The organism is Desulfovibrio biadhensis (genome assembly GCF_055388615.1).
Map to the genome: position 1 here is coordinate 2,850,679 of NZ_AP042477.1, position 16,382 is coordinate 2,867,060.

Sequence of the window (16,382 nt, forward strand, 5' to 3'; positions counted from 1 at the left end):
ATTGCCACGCGTATCGGATAATAAAGAACAGGAGCCAAAATGCTGCGATATATCAAATGTTTTTATGTTTTTGCCGTGGTTGCTTCCCTGCTTGCGCTTGCAGGGTGCAACAGTGACAAGCCCGTGCAGGCGCAGGGACACCAGCGCCCTCCTGTTCAGGTAGAGGCGATGGAAATCACCACAGTCCCTTACCGGAAGACCATCGAGCTGCCTGGACGGATTTCCGCGCGCAGAATTGCAGAGGTGCGCGCCCGTGTTTCTGGAATTATTCTCACCCGTGATTTCGAGCAGGGTAGTGAAGTCAAAAAAGGGCAGGTTTTGTTCCACATCGATCCGGCTCCTTATAAGGCGGCCCTTGCCCAGGCCAAGGCCGACCTTGCCAGGGCGCAGGCAAATCTGGTGGACCTGAAGGTAACGGCGGATCGTTACTCCAAGCTTATCAAAACCAAATCCATCAGCCAGCAGGAATACGACACAACCGTCACCAGCTACAAGGCGGCGCTGGCGAGCAAGGATGCGGCAGAGGCTGCGGTGCAGACTGCCGAGCTGAACTTGAGCTACGCAACGGTGACTGCACCCATTTCAGGACGCATTGGCCGTGCGTATGTCACGGAAGGCGCCCTGGTAGGCGAAGGGGAAGCAACGCAACTCGCGACCATCCAACAGTTGGACCCCATTTATGCCGATATCAACCAGCCGGTTTCTGACTATCTGAAGTTGAAATCCGCAATGAACAAGGCGACGAACAAGGATGAAGAGCCCGAAGTCTCTGTGACCCTTGAGGATCTTGACTATACGGCAAAAGGCAAGCTGCTTTTTTCCGATGTCACGGTAAACCAGGACACCAACCAGGTGTCGCTGCGCAGCGAGTTTAACAACCCGCAGATGATGTTGCTTCCTGGAATGTATGTGCGGATCAGGATCCGACTCGGCCGAGAAGAACAGGTCATTTTTATTCCGCAACGAGCGGTGCAGCTCGGCAACGACGGTCACGCCCAGGTGTTTGTGCTGGATAGCGAAAACAAGGTGGCTGCGCGTTCTGTGCGCATGGGTGAAATGGAAACCGGTGGCCGTTGGCAGATCACTGAGGGGCTTACGCCGGGAGAGCGCATAGTTGTCAATGGCGTTGCCAAAGTGCGCGACGGCATGGTCGTCACGGTCAGGCAACAGGCCGAAGACAACGTGGCAACCAACGAAGCCGGAACGAAAGAATAAGAAGAGAATGATTCATGTATAGATTCTTCATTAACAGACCCAACTTTGCCTGGGTCGTCGCGCTGTTCATCTCCCTGGGCGGCATACTCGCCATCCCCTCCATGGGGGTGGAGAAGTACCCCCAAGTGGCGCCGCCCCAGATCCGTATACAGACGACCTATCCCGGCGCATCGGCGTCTACCATCAACGACTCCGTGGTCAGCCTTATTGAGGAAGAGCTCAATGGTGCAAAAGGCCTCCTGTATTATGAGTCCACCAGCAGCTCCACGGGCAGGGGCGATATCACCGTCACTTTCAACCCTGGCACCAACCCCGATATGGCCCAGGTGGACGTGCAGAACCGCATCAAGAAGGCCGAACCCCGCTTGCCCGAGTCTGTAAGGGACCAGGGCATTGAAGTGGAGCAGGCGAACTCGGGCTTTCTGATGATTTACGCCCTGCGGTATAAAGAAGGGGGCGAGAACAAGGATCCCCAAAAGCTGGCCGACATTATGGCCCGCAATATCAATAATGAAATCAGGCGTGTTGATGGCGTGGGACAGCTGCGCTTCTTTGCTTCGGAAAGCGCCATGCGCATCTGGGTGGACCCCCAGAAACTGCTGAGCTACGACCTTTCCTTTGATGACGTCAGAAACGCCATTACCGAGCAAAACGTGCAGGTGCCTGCGGGCAGCTTTGGCGGACGCCCCGTTGCCTCGGAGCAGGAACTCATGGCCACGTTCATGGTCAAGGGCATGTTCGAGACGCCGGAGGAGTTTGGCCGCATTCTGTTGCGCGCCAACAAGGACGGCTCAAATGTGCATTTGGATGACGTTGCGCGGATCGAAATCGGACCCGAATCCTACAACATCGTTTCCCGCCTGAAAGGCATTCCCATGGCCGCGGCGGCAGTGCAGCTCGGACCCGGCGCAAATGCCCTGGGCACTGTGGAGCGCATCAAGAACAGGCTCGACGAGCTTTCCATCTCGCTGCCGCCTGATATGGAAATCGCCATCCCCCTGGATACGTCCAAATTCGTGGACGCCGCCATTGAAAAGGTCGTGCACACCTTGCTGGAAGCCGTGGTACTGGTATTTCTGGTCATGTTTTTGTTTTTGCAGAAGTTTCGCTACACCATCATTCCAACCATTGTCGTGCCCGTATGCGTGCTCGGCGCTTTTGCAGTCATGGGCGTCGTCGGTTTTTCCATAAATATGATGACCATGTTCGGCATGGTTCTGGCCATTGGTATTCTGGTGGACGACGCCATCGTTGTTGTTGAAAACGTGGAGCGCATCATGGCCACGGAAGGCCAGCCGCCTCGCGAGGCCACCATCAAGGCCATGGGGCAGATATCGGGCGCCATCATTGGTATTACGCTGGTGCTTTCCGCGGTTTTCTTTCCGCTTGCGTTCATGAGCGGCTCTGTTGGCGTCATCTACAGGCAGTTCGCCATCTCCGTGGCGGTTTCCATCCTTATCTCCGGCTTTTTGGCGCTGACAATGACACCTGCCCTGTGCGCCACAATCCTGAAGCCCATTCCAAAGGGCTATCACGATGCACAGCGTGGCGTATTCGGGCTTTTCAACCGCATGTTCGACAGGCTGGGCGACAAGTACGAGCGCATCACCGGCTTTCTGGTGTCGCGTACATGGCGGGTGATGGTCATCTATCTCGTCATTTTGGGCGCTCTTGCCTACAACTACGTGCGATTGCCTGCGTCATTTGTCCCCACGGAAGACCAGGGCAACATGTTTATCAGTATTCAGTTGCCTCCAGGGGCCACGTATGCCCGCACACTGGCGGTGATCAAGGGCGTGGAAGGGTATCTTCAGTCCAGGCCCGCGGTAGACCAGGCTTTTGCCGTTGTTGGCTTCAGCTTTTCCGGAACGGGGGAGAACGCCGGTATGGTCATTCCCCAGTTCAAGGACTGGTCCGAGCGTGACGAAAGCCAGTCCGCACAAAATGAAGTAATGCAGGCCAACATGGCGTTTTCCCAAAACCTGGACGGCACCATCTTTGCGGTAAACCCGCCGCCAGTTGATGGTCTTGGCAACACGGGCGGCTTTTCTTTGCGCTTGCAAGACAGAGCCGGCTTGGGGCGCGAAAAACTGGCCGAAGCAGCCGGTATGGTTCTGGCCGAGGCAAACGCCTCGCCGGTCATTGCCTACGCCCGTATCGATGGATTGCCCGACGCCCCGCAATTCCGTTTGGAGATCGACCGCGAAAAAGCCGAAACGCTGGGTGTACGGTTCAATGACATACGGTCTGTATTGTCGACTGCCTACGGTTCGAGCATGGTAGCCGACTTCATCAATGCCGGCAGGGTGCAGCGTGTGGTGGTTCAGGCCAGCGGCAGCATGCGGCAAACGCCGAAAAGTCTGGAAAACCTGTACGTGCCGAATGTCTCGGGCGAGCAGGTGCCGCTGACTGCACTTTTGAACACCAAATGGGAAACCGGCCCGGTGCAGGTTGTCCGCTACAATGGCTATAATGCATTCAAGCTCACAGGCGGAGCTGCGCCCGGTCATAGTTCCGGTGAAGTCATGCAGGAACTGGAGCGGATCATGCAGAATCTGCCCCAGGGTATAGGGTATGAATGGACCGAGCTTTCCTACCAGGAAAAGTTCGCCGGCGCGCAGGCTCCCATGCTTTTCGGCCTGGCTCTGCTGGTCGTATTTCTGCTGCTGGTCGCCCTGTATGAAAGCTGGGCCATTCCGTTCTCTGTCATGCTCATCGTGCCTGTGGGCGCATTGGGTGTTGTGGCTGCCGTCATGGTGATGCACATGGCCAACGACGTGTACTTCAAGGTCGGATTGATCACCATTATCGGCCTGGCTTCCAAAAACGCCATTCTCATCGTTGAGGTGGCTAAGCAGTTCTATGAACATGGCGACAGTTTGATAGACGCTGCCAAAAAGAGTGCGCGTCTGCGGTTCCGCCCCATTATTATGACGTCCATGGCGTTCATACTGGGTGTGATACCCCTTGCCATCGCCAGGGGCGCAGGTGCGGCGAGCCAGCACTCCATCGGCATCAGCGTTATCGGCGGTATGCTCAGCGCTACGGTGCTCGGTATACTGTTTGCGCCGGTCTTCTTTGTCTGGGTGCTGTCTCTGGTGCGGCGAATCTGGAAAAAGGCTCCTGCTCATAAAAAGGATGCTGACAAAAAACCTGAAACTTCACCTGTCGGATCCGGAGTGTAAGGGACCTGTATAGACTAAGAGGCGGGTGTTTGCGCATCCGTCTCTGTATAATCCCTCGCTTTTGGGAGGAGGCATGAGAGCACATTGTCTTTCTGCATTTCGGCCCGATGGGGGGGTGCTTGATCCTGGCGAAGAACAGATATGGTCAATTCGGATTCCGTGTTGTACTGTAGTCGCCAGGTAATAAAGAGGGGTAAAGTAATGAATGTGCATATACTCCTTGTAGAGGATGATTATGATCTCGCAGCTTCGATGGTGGAGTACCTTGAGCTGGAAGATATTATCTGTGATCATGCATCCAATGGCGTGCATGGTGTGCAGCTTGCCAGGGAAAACACATACGATGTGTTGCTCCTGGACGTAATGCTGCCTAAGATGAACGGGTACAGCGTTTGTGAAAGCATCAGGCGTGAAGGCTCTGATGTGCCTATTTTGATGATTACGGCTCGTGATACGATTGATGATAAGATTGCCGGCTTTGAGGCTGGTACTGACGATTATCTCGTGAAGCCCTTTGCAATGAAGGAGCTGCTTTTCAGGATAAAGGCTTTGGCCAAACGGCGGAGCAGCCAGCCGCGTCGGTTTGTGGTCGGGGATCTGGAAATAGACACTGAATTGCGTCAGGCAAAAAGAGGCAGCGTGGAATTGCGCCTGGGCCCCATAGAATGGGCGCTTTTGGAATATATGGCCCGGGTCAGCCCTGGGGTGGCCCTGCGGGAAGAAGTGGTTAAGGCTGTATGGGGGGCGGAAACACCGGAAAGCAACAGCCTGAAGGTGCACATCCACAATTTGCGACAAAAAGTGGATAAGCCGTTTGATATACCCCTCATTCATACTGTCCCGGGAGTTGGTTTCACGCTCAGGTTAAAAGCGAATGCGTAGCACGACCAGTCTCAGGCGATTCATCATTTTCTCTATAGCAGCAACCTGCGTTGTTCTCGCAGTTTGCTGCTTTTTTTTGCTGCGTTTCTATTTGACCCATGGCTTGCACATGGATACCGAGTTTCGGCTCGAATCCGAGGCCAACAAGTATTTAGAGGAGTATGAGAATAATCCTGACACCTCGCTTCCAAAAACAGCTACAATTACTGCATATTTGGGCTACGACGCGCTTCCGGAGATAATCCGCAAAGGCGCGGACAAGGAAGAACTTGTTCCTGGAACATTCTTGCAAACCGGCACCAAGGAAAATTTTAGCTACATGTACACAGCGAAGCGCCCCGATGGCGCACTGGTGCATTTTGTGTTTCAGTTCCAGCCCAGCAGAAAGCCACTGAAATCCATTGAGAATTTTTTCGCCTACTATTTGTATTTGCCCATTGCCATTGGTGTGGTCAGTACTACGCTCATAATTCTGCTGGCGGTCTATATGTTGAAGCGGGGCGCCCGCCCCGTGGAGGATTTGCGCAATTGGGCCATGACGCTGGAGATGGAACATCTGGAAAAGGAAGCGCCTGATTTCACCTATTCTGAGCTCAACCAGCTGGCTGAAATGTTCAGGAGTAATCTCCGCCGCCTTAGCGCAGGGATTGAGCGTGAGCATCAGTTCCAACAATACGCCAGCCATGAATTGCGCACCCCCATCGCCATTCTGAAGAACAACCTTGAGCTTATGGAGCAATTGGGAATACAGGAAAACAAACGCTATGTCCCGGCTTTCAGCCGCATGGAAAAGGCCGTGATGAAGATGCAGTTCATCACCACTACGTTGCTTTGGGTGTGCAGGGAGGAGAAGACCAGACTCCCGCACGAGGAGGTCAAGCTTGGGGCGCTGTTATCCAGTATCGTCCACGAAAATGAGTATCTGCTGGAAGGCAAGGATATCAACCTGGAAACCAGTTTTGCAGCCAAAACGATCCAGGCGCCGAAGACAATCGCCCTCATCATTTTGAGCAACCTGGTCCGCAACGCCTTGCAACACACCCTGCGTGGAGATGTGAGCATGCGTCTGGATGCTGCCTCTTTACGCATTCGCAACGACAATGCAGGCAACAGGGACGATGACACCCAGGAGGGGTTCGGCCTGGGGCTCATGCTGACCAGGCAACTGGCGAGCAGCATCAGCTGGGATATTCAAATCCAGGATCAAGACGGCACGTTCACCGTGGATGTCTTTTTTGACCAGGACAGGGACAAGAGCAATACGGATAATGCTTGAAGCCCCTGCTGCCTGAAGGGATCATGGCTCCTCGAAAAACTGCTTTTCCCGCTCACGGATGGCGTCTGCGCCGATGAAACGATAGTACTCTTCAAAGTCAAGCATGGTCTCCGGACTTGCGAATCCTTTTGTGGTGCCGTGCTTTTTGAGGTGGTTCGCCCAGTTTTGCATAGCGCGGACTGCGGTGAACACCGATGCGCAGGGGTAGGCCACGGCTGCATACCCCAGGTCTTGCAACTCCTGCGCAGAGAGAAACGGCGAGCGTCCGCCCTCGATCATGTTCGCCATGCTGGGAGTGCTTTGCAGCGCTTGATTGACGGCTTGCATGTCTTCCCTAGTGGTTACTGCCTCAACAAAGATCATATCTGCGCCGGTTTGGGCATATAATCGTGCACGGCGGATTCCTTCCTCTATGCCGTACTGGGCAACTGCGTCTGTTCTGGCCATGATGACGAAGTCTGGATCGCTTCTTGCCCACAACGCCGCCTTGAGCTTGGGCAGGTATTCGTCAACGGGAACAACGGATTTGCCCCCCATGTGCCCACAGCGCTTGGGATAGGTCTGGTCTTCAATGAACAGGGCGGCTGCACCCATGCGCTCCACCTGGCGTACTGTGCGTATGACGTTGTTGATGTCGCCAAAGCCGGTGTCGATATCCACCATGACCGGGAGCCCCACACGATTGATGATGTTTGCATAGTGGGTGAGCATCTCGGTTGCGCTTATCAAGCCTATGTCAGGCGCTCCCAATACGCTTCCGGATGTGCCATAGCCAGCCACGCAAAAGGCCGAAAAGCCTGCCTGGTCGATAGTCAGGGCGGAAAGAGCGTCGTGGGCGACAGGCAGCATCAATATTTCAGGAGCATTGATCAATTTTCTGAAAAGAGCGGTTTTTTTCATGGCGGAGCATCCTCACGGATAAGGGGGGTTTGTTTACTGCCTATCAAAAATCTCAGGGCAAGGCCATATCCATGAAATCATGACGCATAGTGGCTTGCGCTGAAAGGTTGGCGCCGTCTTGTTCCTACGTGGGCCTTGCGTAGGGCGATTGGGCTCCAAGCCAATTTTACATTCCAATTGTATTGTATAGATATCCGCTTATTCATACCGCTGGAAGTTTTGCTATTAATAATTGAAATTGGTATCTTTGGATGAAAAATAAATATTTTATGCATATCCTATGATGTTTTATTGAAGTGTAAAAGTTGTTTTTTCTTCAGTTAGAATTGTTTTTGGGTCAGGGTATTGATGGTGTTTTTTCTGCGCTCGGTGCCTGACAATATATAGTTTGCGTAGCATATTTGTATCAATTGTTTTGCGCTGGCGTTTTTGTAAAAGTATAATGGTGCGTATTCATTTCTCCGATGCTAAGTGTGTTTTATTGTAAAGTGCACGTTCTTTCTGTTTTTTAAGGTAGGAATACTGATGTCGTTACAAAACGGAAACAGTGCTTCCAACCCATACTCGGCACAGTGGGTTATTGTTTGCACAGCCTTGCTCTTGTTGGGGGCTTTTGTGGCGTTTAACGCGCTGAAGGAGCGCGAGCTTGTAAAAAACAACGAGCAGGAACGGTTGCGCACCCAGGCAAAGGTAGTGGAGCAGATAATTGCCTGGAATATAGCTTCCTTGAACAAAGTGATGGGAGACCTGCAGCAGGATTGGTTGCGGAATGATGACCGCCGCGACCTTAATGCTCGTCTGGAAACGTTGGTCGATGGCATGCCCGGAGTGCGGACCATCACATTTTTTGATGCTACGGGCGACATCCTTGCCGCAAGCCGTGCAGAGCTTATCGGAAAAAACTTCAAAACGCGGGAATATTTTATAGCGGCGAAGAATGCCGAGAAAAGCGATGTCCTGTTGATATCACCACCATTCCTTTCCTCGTTGAACGCGTACATCACCACCATCAGCAAGCCTATCAAAGTGGGCAACGACTTTTCAGGCGCGATTGTCGCTTCACTGGACCCGGATTTTTTCAAGCCGTTGCTTTTGTCAGTGCGGTATGCTCCGGATATGTGGCTCTCCATTGCACACAGCGATGGAAAACTTTTCATGTTGGAACCTCTGCCGGACAAGGACATCCTGGGGATGGATATTGCCCAGCCTGGCAGTTTCTTTACCAAGCACATGGAAAGCAAGCAGGATTCCAATGTTTTTACTGGCAAAGTATACGTAACGGGTGAAAAATGCATGATGGCGACGCAGACCCTGCGTTTTTCGGATGTCGAGAACGAGGGGTACATGATCGTTGCCGCGGTCCGCGATTATAACGCCATATTCGTACATTGGAAGAACGATGCGTTGCGTGACTGCGGTATGTACATCCTGGCCGTAATGATTTTAGTCTTTGGATTGCTGTTTTATCAACGCAAACAGCGACGACTCGATCGTGAAATACGAGAAAGCCGTGACCGCTACCGCCTTTTGCTCAATGCGTTGCATGAAGGCGTTTACGGTACAGATACAGACGGGCGCATCACATTCATCAACCCGGGGGGGTTGGAGATTTTGGGGTATTCCGACGCTTCGGAAGTGCTTTCCAAAAATAGCCATTCTTTGCTGCATCATACGCATGCCTCGGGCGAAGCGTACAAGGAGGAGGATTGTCCTCTGCGTGACGTACTGGGTGAAAACCGGACTGTTATCGTGGGCAATGAAGTGTTCTGGCGCAAGGACGGCACTTTTTTTGAAGTGGCCTATACTGCCGCTCCTGTTGTCAGTGAAGGCCGAAAACTCGGTTCCGTTGTAACGTTCACCGACATAAGTGACGCCAAGGAAGCCGAGCGGCAATTGCATATTCTGACCGACAGACTCAGCCTGGCCACAAGCGGCGCAAAGGTCGGTATTTGGGACTACAACCTCAAAACCGGCAAACTGGTGTGGGATGACGCCATGTACGCCCTGTACGGCGTGGGTCCCGAAAAATTCAGCGGCGCTTATGAAGCATGGGAGGCGGGCCTGCACCCGGAAGACCGTGAGGCAGCGAGAAGCGCCTTTTTCCGCGCACTTGAGGGGGCGGCGGAATTTACCCCCGAATTCAGGGTTGTCTGGCCCGAAGATGGCTCAGTACACCACATCAAGGCCAATGCCGTTGTGCAATGGGATATGCAGGGCGCTCCTGTAAGGATTTTGGGAACCAATTGGGACATTACAGAACGCAAGGTTGCAGAGGAGCAATTGCGGCAGGCGGAAGAGCGCTACCGGACTCTTGTGGAACTGCTTCCGGACGGCATCGTTCTCATTGATCTTGAAAGTTCCAAGCCTCTTGAATTCAATGAGGCTGCCTATCAGCAGCTTGGGTACAGTCGCGAAGAATTTTGGAATATTGGTATCGAGAACATAGAAGTAGATGAAACTCCGGAGGAAATTGAAACGCATATCAAAAAGGTCTGCGAGTCAGGGCGTGATGACTTTGAGACGCGGCACCGCCGCAGGGATGGCTCCCTTATGCATGTGCTTGTCACCGCCAAGCGCGTGGAGGTTGACGGCAAAGGGGCGTTGCTCAACGTATTCAGGGATATCACAGACAAAAAGCAGGCTGCGGAAGCGCTGGCCGCATCAGAGGCGCGCCTGAAAACCATTTTCGAGCGCGCCAATCTCGGTATCGTCTTTGCCGATGCCGACGGTGACCTGCTGCTGTTCAATCAGAGTTTTGAAGATCTCGTTGGATATGCCGCCAGCGAACTCGCGGGATTGAATTATGCCATGTTCACCCACCCGGATGATCTGCCGCAGGAAAAGGAATTGCTCCAGTCCGTTCAGCGTGGAGAGGCCGACGAATATCGTATTGAAAAACGGTATAAGACAAAATCCGGAGGCATGGTCTGGGTTGACCTGGCAGTGGCTGTCATTCGAGACAAGTCCGGGCAGCCAATGAATTTTGTAGGCATTATGGTTGATATATCAGAGCGCAAGCATGCGGAAGAAGCCTTGCAGTTGGCCCATGTCCAGATGGAGGAGCGTGTACGAGAAAGAACCGCCGACCTGGAAAAGGCCTTGGAGGACCTCCATGTCGCAAAGGAACAAGCCGAGTCGGCTAACAGGATGAAAAGCGAATTTATGGGAAGCATTACGCATGAGTTGCGCACGCCTTTGAATGGCATCCAGGGGTTGCTGCAGCTTTTGGCCGATTCCAAACTCGATGCTGAGCAAGAGGACTATGTTGTTGAAGCGGAGAAAGCGGCTAACCGCTTGTTACAAATGGTCAACGGTGTCCTCAGCTTTACCAGCCTGGACCATTATTCCCCTGTCCTGGCGCCTGTAAGCCTGCAGGGTGTTATGGAATTCGTTACCCAAAACCATGGGCCAAAGATAGCTGGTAAACATTTGAAGCTGTCTACCAGCCTGGCTCCGGATTGTCCGGAGGTCATTATGGTGGATATGAAATTGCTGCAGCTTGTCCTGGACAATCTGTTGAGCAATGCGGTCAAGTTTACTGATTCCGGCGAAATACGGGTAATGATAGATGCCGCAAAAGTAGACGCAGGGGAGGTGGCGTGCCGTTTTATCGTTGCCGACACGGGGCAGGGCATTTTGCAGGATAAAATGGAAGCTGTGACGAGCGGAATGGGGCAGGCCGATTCTTCCTACTCTCGACAGTACGGTGGCATTGGCCTTGGAATAAGGACGGTCCGCAAGGCCTTGTCTCTTCTTAAAGGAGACTTGGAGGTAGAAAGCACCCCTGGCCAAGGCACGCAATTTACGGTGAAGCTGCGAACCAGATTTTGTGACGGGGATACAGTGGAGGAATGCCTGCTCCCAGAGGGGGAGAGCGAATAGCTCCTAACTGAAAAATACGTTGCAAAGGAAAACGGGCAAACGGCTTGCATGCCGCCTGCCCGTTTTTTTAGCGTCGTTGGGGGATTAGATGCCGCGTTGCGCCATGTAGGCGATGAGATCGCCAACCCGGCATGAATAGCCCCATTCGTTGTCGTACCAAGAGTAGACTTTTGCCAGGTTGCCGGACTGCACCACCGTGAATTCAGCATCCACGATGGAGGAGTGGGGGTTGCCCACAAAGTCCGAGGAGACGAAGGAATCCGTGGAAAAGGCCAGGATGTCCTTGAGTTCGTTTTCTGCTGCCTGACGCAGTTTGTCTTTGAGTTCTTCGGTTGTGGTGTCCTTTTCCAGCACGGCCACAAAGTCCACCAGGGACACGGTGGGTGTAGGAACACGTACGCTGAAGCCCTCGAAGCGGCCCTTCATTTCAGGAATAACCAGGGCCACTGCCTTGGCTGCCCCCGTACTGGTGGGGATCATATTGCAGGCGGCGGCACGCGCCCGCCGCAAGTCCTTGTGCGGCAGGTCAAGGATGCGCTGGTCGTTGGTGTAGGCGTGGACCGTGGTCATTACGCCCTTGGTGATGCCAAATTCAGTGTGCATTACCTTGACGACAGGCGCCAGGCAGTTGGTGGTGCACGACGCGTTGGAAATGATGACGTGCTTGTCGGGGTCGTACTGCTCGTGGTTTACGCCCATGACAAGGGTGATGTCTTCTTCTTTGGCAGGTGCGGAAATCACCACGCGCTTGGCGCCTGCTTCCACGTGCTGCATGGCCTTGGGGCCGGTACGGAAGATACCGGTGGATTCCACGACCACGTCAACGCCCAAAGCGCCCCATGGAAGCATGCGGGGGTCACGTTCTGCCAGGCTTTTGACCTGGAAGTCGTCACCGATGTGCATGACATCGCCCTCAACCCATACTTTGGGCGCAAAACGTCCATAGCAGGTGTCGTGCGAGAGCAGATGCGCGTTGGTGTTTATATCGAAAAGGTCATTGATAGCTACAACTTCCATCACGTCGCGATGGCGCTCCCAGATGGTCTTGAGTACCTGGCGGCCAATGCGTCCAAAACCGTTGATACCGACTTTTATCTTGCTCATGGTTAGTCCTCGAAAACCTGATAGGTGTAGGCGTCCGCCAGTTCCTGGGCTCTCTTGAGAGCCGTGTACATCCGTGCGTTTTCCAGCGCCAGGCCTGAGAGGTCTGCGATGCAACGAAGGAAGTCCAGTTCGTTGTCGTCGAAAGCTCTTTCTTCAGCAGAATAGACCCGGATTGAGCCGATGACTTTGCCGCCGCCTATGGAAAGAGGGGCCACCACCAGAGAGCAAAGCCCTTCTTCCGCAGCCTGTTCGGGGTACTGAAAGCGGGAGTCGGAGCGGACATCGTTGATGGTTACAATTTCTCCTCTGAGCACGTCGCGGTCGAGTTTGGACTTTTCCACTTCAACGGGGCCTTTTTTCGCATAGCGGTCCGAGAGTCCGTGATAGGCGCCGGGCTCAAGGGTTTTACCATCCTGGCTGAGCACGCGGATGAAGCACCCTTTGGCGTTCATACCTTTGGCTGTTTCCTCGGCGATCTTGTTCAAGACCTCTCGCGGTTTGAGGCTGAGGTTGATGATTCGGGCAACCTCGTAAATAATCTTGTACAAACCGTTGTTTTGCATCTGCGTCTCCTTAGTTTTTTACCATTGTCGATGTAAATTCTTGTAAACTACAAGGCTCAAGAAGGCATTGCAACAATGTTAAGAATTTGCTGTGTCAAAAAACGCCCGTATCATGAAATGGGGAACGACCAGGAGTTGTGAGTGCATGTGTTTACAAATGGCTTTCCTAGAAGGCCATGATTGGTTTGAAAAGGCCAGTGAGAACGGCGGTTTGAAAGGGATAACTGTAAAAACAAATCTGGACCAGTGGAGTCTGAACGCAATTATTTTTTCAACATAAGCACCTCTGCGACGAGATTCTTGCCCCTCCTTCTGATTGGCAAAACGCCAACTCTATCCAAAAAGATACAACTTCTAGCTTTGTAGCTCCATGCCGGAATATTCGCAATGGAAAAGGGCGTTTTCCTTAGTTGTTACTGAGGAAAAGCTTGTTTGAAAATGTGGAAGTCGTTGTAATGTTATCTGACTATAGCATGTGCGCAATAGGATATGTAATTTTGATGTAGTCATAATGTAGAATTTTATATATAGTAGTCTTTTATGATAATAATTGATTTGAGAAGCTGTAATGCGTATAGGGGCTTTCTTGTGTGTGGGGTGGTGTGGGTTTTTGGATCATGCAGTGAAATTCATTTGCTGTGCTTAAGGGTAGTTGGGAATTTAGGGGAGGATATTTTTATATAAATTGTTATTCTTATATTTTTTTATGCATGGCTTTCTTTGTCGTGAATGTTATTATTGTGTAGTGTGTTTTTTTATCTTTTTTTTACTTATTTTTTTGTAAAAAATATGAGTATTTTGTAGATGTGTTGTCGTGATAATGTTTGTTATATGTCTCTAAAAAAGCAGAGTATAATATTTTTAAGGTGCCTTCTGGCTTGAGGCATGACAGACTTGTGGCGTCTTGCTTTTGAGAAGGCATGAAGGGGGTATCATGTCGCGTGGTTATATAGCGGTGATTGTTCTGTATGCAGTGTTTCTTGCTGCATGTTTTTCAGGAACTGCAAGGGTGAAGAACAAAATCGCTTTGTGGGGATGTAAACCTCCCCAAGTTAGTGCCAGCCAAAAGTAGAGATTTCCTGGGGTGAATGGGCTTCGAGGTACTCGGCTGGCGTCAGGTCGCCAAGTGATTCGTGGGGCCGTTCCTCGTTGTACTCCTTGATCCAGTTCTCCGTGATGTCCTTGACCTCAGTCAGAGTGCGAAAGAGATAAAAATCAAGCACTTCATTGCGGTACGTCTTGTTGAAGCGCTCGACGTACGAATTTTGCGTCGGCTTGCCTGGCTGTATGAACTCCAGGTCCACGCCATGGATTTCCGCCCAATTGGCCATGGTCACCGAGACCAGTTCCGGTCCGTTATCCATTCGAATCCGTTCGGGAAGCCCACGCCAGGCAACAATGCGGTCGAGCACTCGCGTAACCCGCGCCGCCGGCAGGTTTGTATCCACCTCGATGGCCAGGCACTCCCGGCTGAAGTCGTCCAGCACGTTGCAGGTCCGGAATCGCTGCCCGCTCATGAGGGCGTCGTGCATGAAGTCCAGCGACCAGCACACATTCGCCTCGGGTGGCACGGCCAACGGTTGCGGATTCCTTGAAGGCAACCGCTTCTTGCCCTTGCGGCGCAGATTCAGCTTCAACAGGCAGTATACGCGGTAGACCCGTTTGTGGTTCCAGCGATAGCCGTGCCGGCGTACAACAGCGAAGAGCTTGCCGAAGCCGTAGCGCGGATAGCGTTCGGCCAGCTTGAGCAGTGCTTCGATCACGGGCGCGTCATCCCGCGGCGTAGGCTGATAGCCGTAGACGGTCCGACTCAGACGCACTGCGGCGCATGACTGCCTGATGCTCAGACCGTGTTCATGACTATGATCGATCAGATCGCGCTTCTCAGCCGGCCTTAAAGCTTTTTTGTGATAACGTCCTTGAGCGCCTCGTTTTCCAGGCTCAAGTCCGCGAACGTGCGCTTGAGCTTGCGGTTCTCCTTTTCGAGCTCCTTGAGGCGCCGGATATCCGAGGCTTCCATGCCCCCGTACTTGGACTTCCAGCTGTAGTAGGTCGCTTGGCTCACGCCGTATTCGCGGCAGACATCAGCAACCTTGCGACCGCCTTCGACTTCCTTGAGAATCTTGAGGATCTGGCTTTCAGTGAATCGAGATTTCCGCATTGCTTCCTCCATGGGAACCTTTTGCCAGAAATCTCCAGTTTTTGCTGGTCCTGTTTTAAGGGAAGGCTACACGGCCGCTCCAATGGATTTTGGGGCGGCTTTTTTGTCGCAGTGAAGGGAGCACCTGCCCGAGAGGGGAAACCGGCGTCGCAACCGGCTTCCCCTCACTCGGGAGTGCCCAAAGGGCGGATGGAGGGAGAAACGGATTTCCGCCTTGTGAGAGCAATGGCTCTGCGCAGGTTATTCCGACGCCACAGTATTCCAGGGGTGCAACACCATCGGCGTGTACCCCTGTTGCCTGGCGAGAATGTCAAGATGTACCAGCCCAAGAGGCGCCAGCCGGTGGTCCAGCGGGCTCACTCGTTCACGAATGTCCATGGTGAGAAGATAGTGGTTGCAACTGGGGCACAGTTCCACACGTTCAAGATTACTGTCGGTTACATGGAAGTATTCCCGGTCGTTTTGCTTTTCGGTGTCGCATTCAGGACAGCGGGTCCTGCTGAAGCGCCAAGTGTGGGCGCAGGCGGAGCAGCACAACCAGCGCTGTGCAGAATTGTTTTTCAGATACTCTGTGGGTTCCTGCTGTCCAAGTTGTAGTAGGGACATGGTGGGCTTGCTGCCGCAGATGGGGCAGCGCCCTTTGTTCCAAAAGTTCCAGGGCACGTCGGCAAAAAGCGGCTCCAGTGCGGTGGCTGCGTTTTCCAGGGCCGGGCGCGCCAGACTCTCCAGGACATAAAGCAGTACATTGCTGTCCAGGTTGTATTTCGTCGCAACCTGTTGCAGCAAATCTTCGTTTCCAGTTCCCAGCAATTCATTGATGAGGAGCAATGTGTCGGGATCATTCAAACTGTTGTCGAATGCTTCCAGCTTTGCGGCCAAAGGCGGGAACACTTCAGCCAGGACAGGCAACAGTTTTGGCGCCGTTTTTTCCAAATGAAAATCAAGCGGTGCAGTGTCTGGTTGTTCCAGAAGCGGAACGCCCGCACGCAGTAAATCCGTGTTCAGCGTGACACTGGATGTTTCCTGTTGTGGCAAGATCATACGACAATCGTCTATTGCGGCCTGCACCTGACCAAAGGTGGCGATCAGCGTTTCGAGCTCGGGCTTTTCCCTGGTCATTTTTTGGATGTGGCGCTCCATGGTTTCTGCTCTTTGCTCCTGGGAAACTTGCATGCGGAACTCCGTATATTCTTTACGGGTGGGAGAACGAAAAC

Annotated in this window: 10 protein-coding genes; 5 read left to right on the top strand and 5 right to left on the bottom strand. The window is 52.8% G+C overall.

Translation table 11 applies throughout. The features are described from left to right. Window positions 1-39 precede the first annotated feature (39 nt). The 4 genes from ACZ5EH_RS12330 (at window position 40) to ACZ5EH_RS12345 (ending at window position 6,558) form a co-directional block, all read left to right on the top strand. Window positions 40-1,215: an efflux RND transporter periplasmic adaptor subunit gene (locus tag ACZ5EH_RS12330; protein WP_464274183.1), complete on the top strand. Its 1,176-nt coding sequence runs from the start codon at window positions 40-42 to the stop codon at window positions 1,213-1,215. 14 nt (window positions 1,216-1,229) lie between these two features. Beyond that, the gene (locus tag ACZ5EH_RS12335; protein WP_464274184.1) at window positions 1,230-4,400 is read left to right on the top strand and encodes a multidrug efflux RND transporter permease subunit; all 3,171 of its coding nucleotides are present in this window, start codon (window positions 1,230-1,232) and stop codon (window positions 4,398-4,400) included. Between the two features lie 201 nt (window positions 4,401-4,601). Beyond that, window positions 4,602-5,282: a response regulator transcription factor gene (locus ACZ5EH_RS12340; protein ID WP_464274185.1), complete on the top strand. Its 681-nt coding sequence runs from the start codon at window positions 4,602-4,604 to the stop codon at window positions 5,280-5,282. After that, window positions 5,275-6,558 carry a sensor histidine kinase gene (locus tag ACZ5EH_RS12345; RefSeq protein ID WP_464274186.1) on the top strand — a complete coding sequence of 428 codons (1,284 nt, stop codon included), beginning with the start codon at window positions 5,275-5,277 and terminating at the stop codon, window positions 6,556-6,558. The genes ACZ5EH_RS12340 and ACZ5EH_RS12345 overlap by 8 nt, the downstream gene beginning before the upstream one ends. A gap of 21 nt (window positions 6,559-6,579) precedes the next feature. Here the strand turns inward: ACZ5EH_RS12345 and ACZ5EH_RS12350 are convergent, their stop codons facing one another. Further along, window positions 6,580-7,458: an isocitrate lyase/PEP mutase family protein gene (locus tag ACZ5EH_RS12350; protein WP_464274187.1), complete on the bottom strand. Its 879-nt coding sequence runs from the start codon at window positions 7,456-7,458 to the stop codon at window positions 6,580-6,582. Between the two features lie 525 nt (window positions 7,459-7,983). On the opposite strand from ACZ5EH_RS12350, the gene ACZ5EH_RS12355 reads away from it, so the two are divergent. Next, entirely contained in the window at window positions 7,984-11,340 is a 3,357-nt protein-coding gene (locus tag ACZ5EH_RS12355) for a PAS domain S-box protein (RefSeq protein ID WP_464274188.1), read from the top strand. Window positions 11,341-11,424: 84 nt separating this feature from the next. Here ACZ5EH_RS12355 and gap read toward each other — a convergent pair whose 3' ends face one another. The 4 genes from gap to ACZ5EH_RS12375 form a co-directional block, all read right to left on the bottom strand. Beyond that, entirely contained in the window at window positions 11,425-12,444 is a 1,020-nt protein-coding gene (gap, locus tag ACZ5EH_RS12360; RefSeq protein WP_464274189.1) for a type I glyceraldehyde-3-phosphate dehydrogenase, read from the bottom strand. Between the two features lie 2 nt (window positions 12,445-12,446). Next, window positions 12,447-13,007 (bottom strand): GAF domain-containing protein, encoded by a 561-nt coding sequence (locus ACZ5EH_RS12365; RefSeq protein WP_464274190.1) that lies wholly within the window; start codon window positions 13,005-13,007, stop codon window positions 12,447-12,449. Window positions 13,008-14,059: 1,052 nt separating this feature from the next. Continuing rightward, a protein-coding gene (locus ACZ5EH_RS12370; RefSeq protein ID WP_464274191.1) for an IS3 family transposase occupies window positions 14,060-15,168 on the bottom strand; the annotation gives its coding sequence in 2 pieces (ribosomal slippage) (window positions 14,060-14,916 and window positions 14,916-15,168; 1,110 coding nt in all). Between the two features lie 240 nt (window positions 15,169-15,408). After that, window positions 15,409-16,341 (bottom strand): formate dehydrogenase accessory protein FdhE, encoded by a 933-nt coding sequence (locus ACZ5EH_RS12375; protein WP_464274192.1) that lies wholly within the window; start codon window positions 16,339-16,341, stop codon window positions 15,409-15,411. Window positions 16,342-16,382: the final 41 nt, after the last annotated feature.

Bases quoted from the DNA above. Each gene is read 5' to 3' on its own strand.
- ACZ5EH_RS12330 (WP_464274183.1), top strand. From the start codon at position 40: ATGCTGCGATATATCAAATGTTTTTATGTTTTTGCCGTGGTTGCTTCC.
- ACZ5EH_RS12335 (WP_464274184.1), top strand. From the start codon at position 1,230: ATGTATAGATTCTTCATTAACAGACCCAACTTTGCCTGGGTCGTCGCG.
- ACZ5EH_RS12340 (WP_464274185.1), top strand. From the start codon at position 4,602: ATGAATGTGCATATACTCCTTGTAGAGGATGATTATGATCTCGCAGCT.
- ACZ5EH_RS12345 (WP_464274186.1), top strand. From the start codon at position 5,275: ATGCGTAGCACGACCAGTCTCAGGCGATTCATCATTTTCTCTATAGCA.
- ACZ5EH_RS12350 (WP_464274187.1), bottom strand. From the start codon at position 7,458: ATGAAAAAAACCGCTCTTTTCAGAAAATTGATCAATGCTCCTGAAATA.
- ACZ5EH_RS12355 (WP_464274188.1), top strand. From the start codon at position 7,984: ATGTCGTTACAAAACGGAAACAGTGCTTCCAACCCATACTCGGCACAG.
- gap (WP_464274189.1), bottom strand. From the start codon at position 12,444: ATGAGCAAGATAAAAGTCGGTATCAACGGTTTTGGACGCATTGGCCGC.
- ACZ5EH_RS12365 (WP_464274190.1), bottom strand. From the start codon at position 13,007: ATGCAAAACAACGGTTTGTACAAGATTATTTACGAGGTTGCCCGAATC.
- ACZ5EH_RS12375 (WP_464274192.1), bottom strand. From the start codon at position 16,341: ATGCAAGTTTCCCAGGAGCAAAGAGCAGAAACCATGGAGCGCCACATC.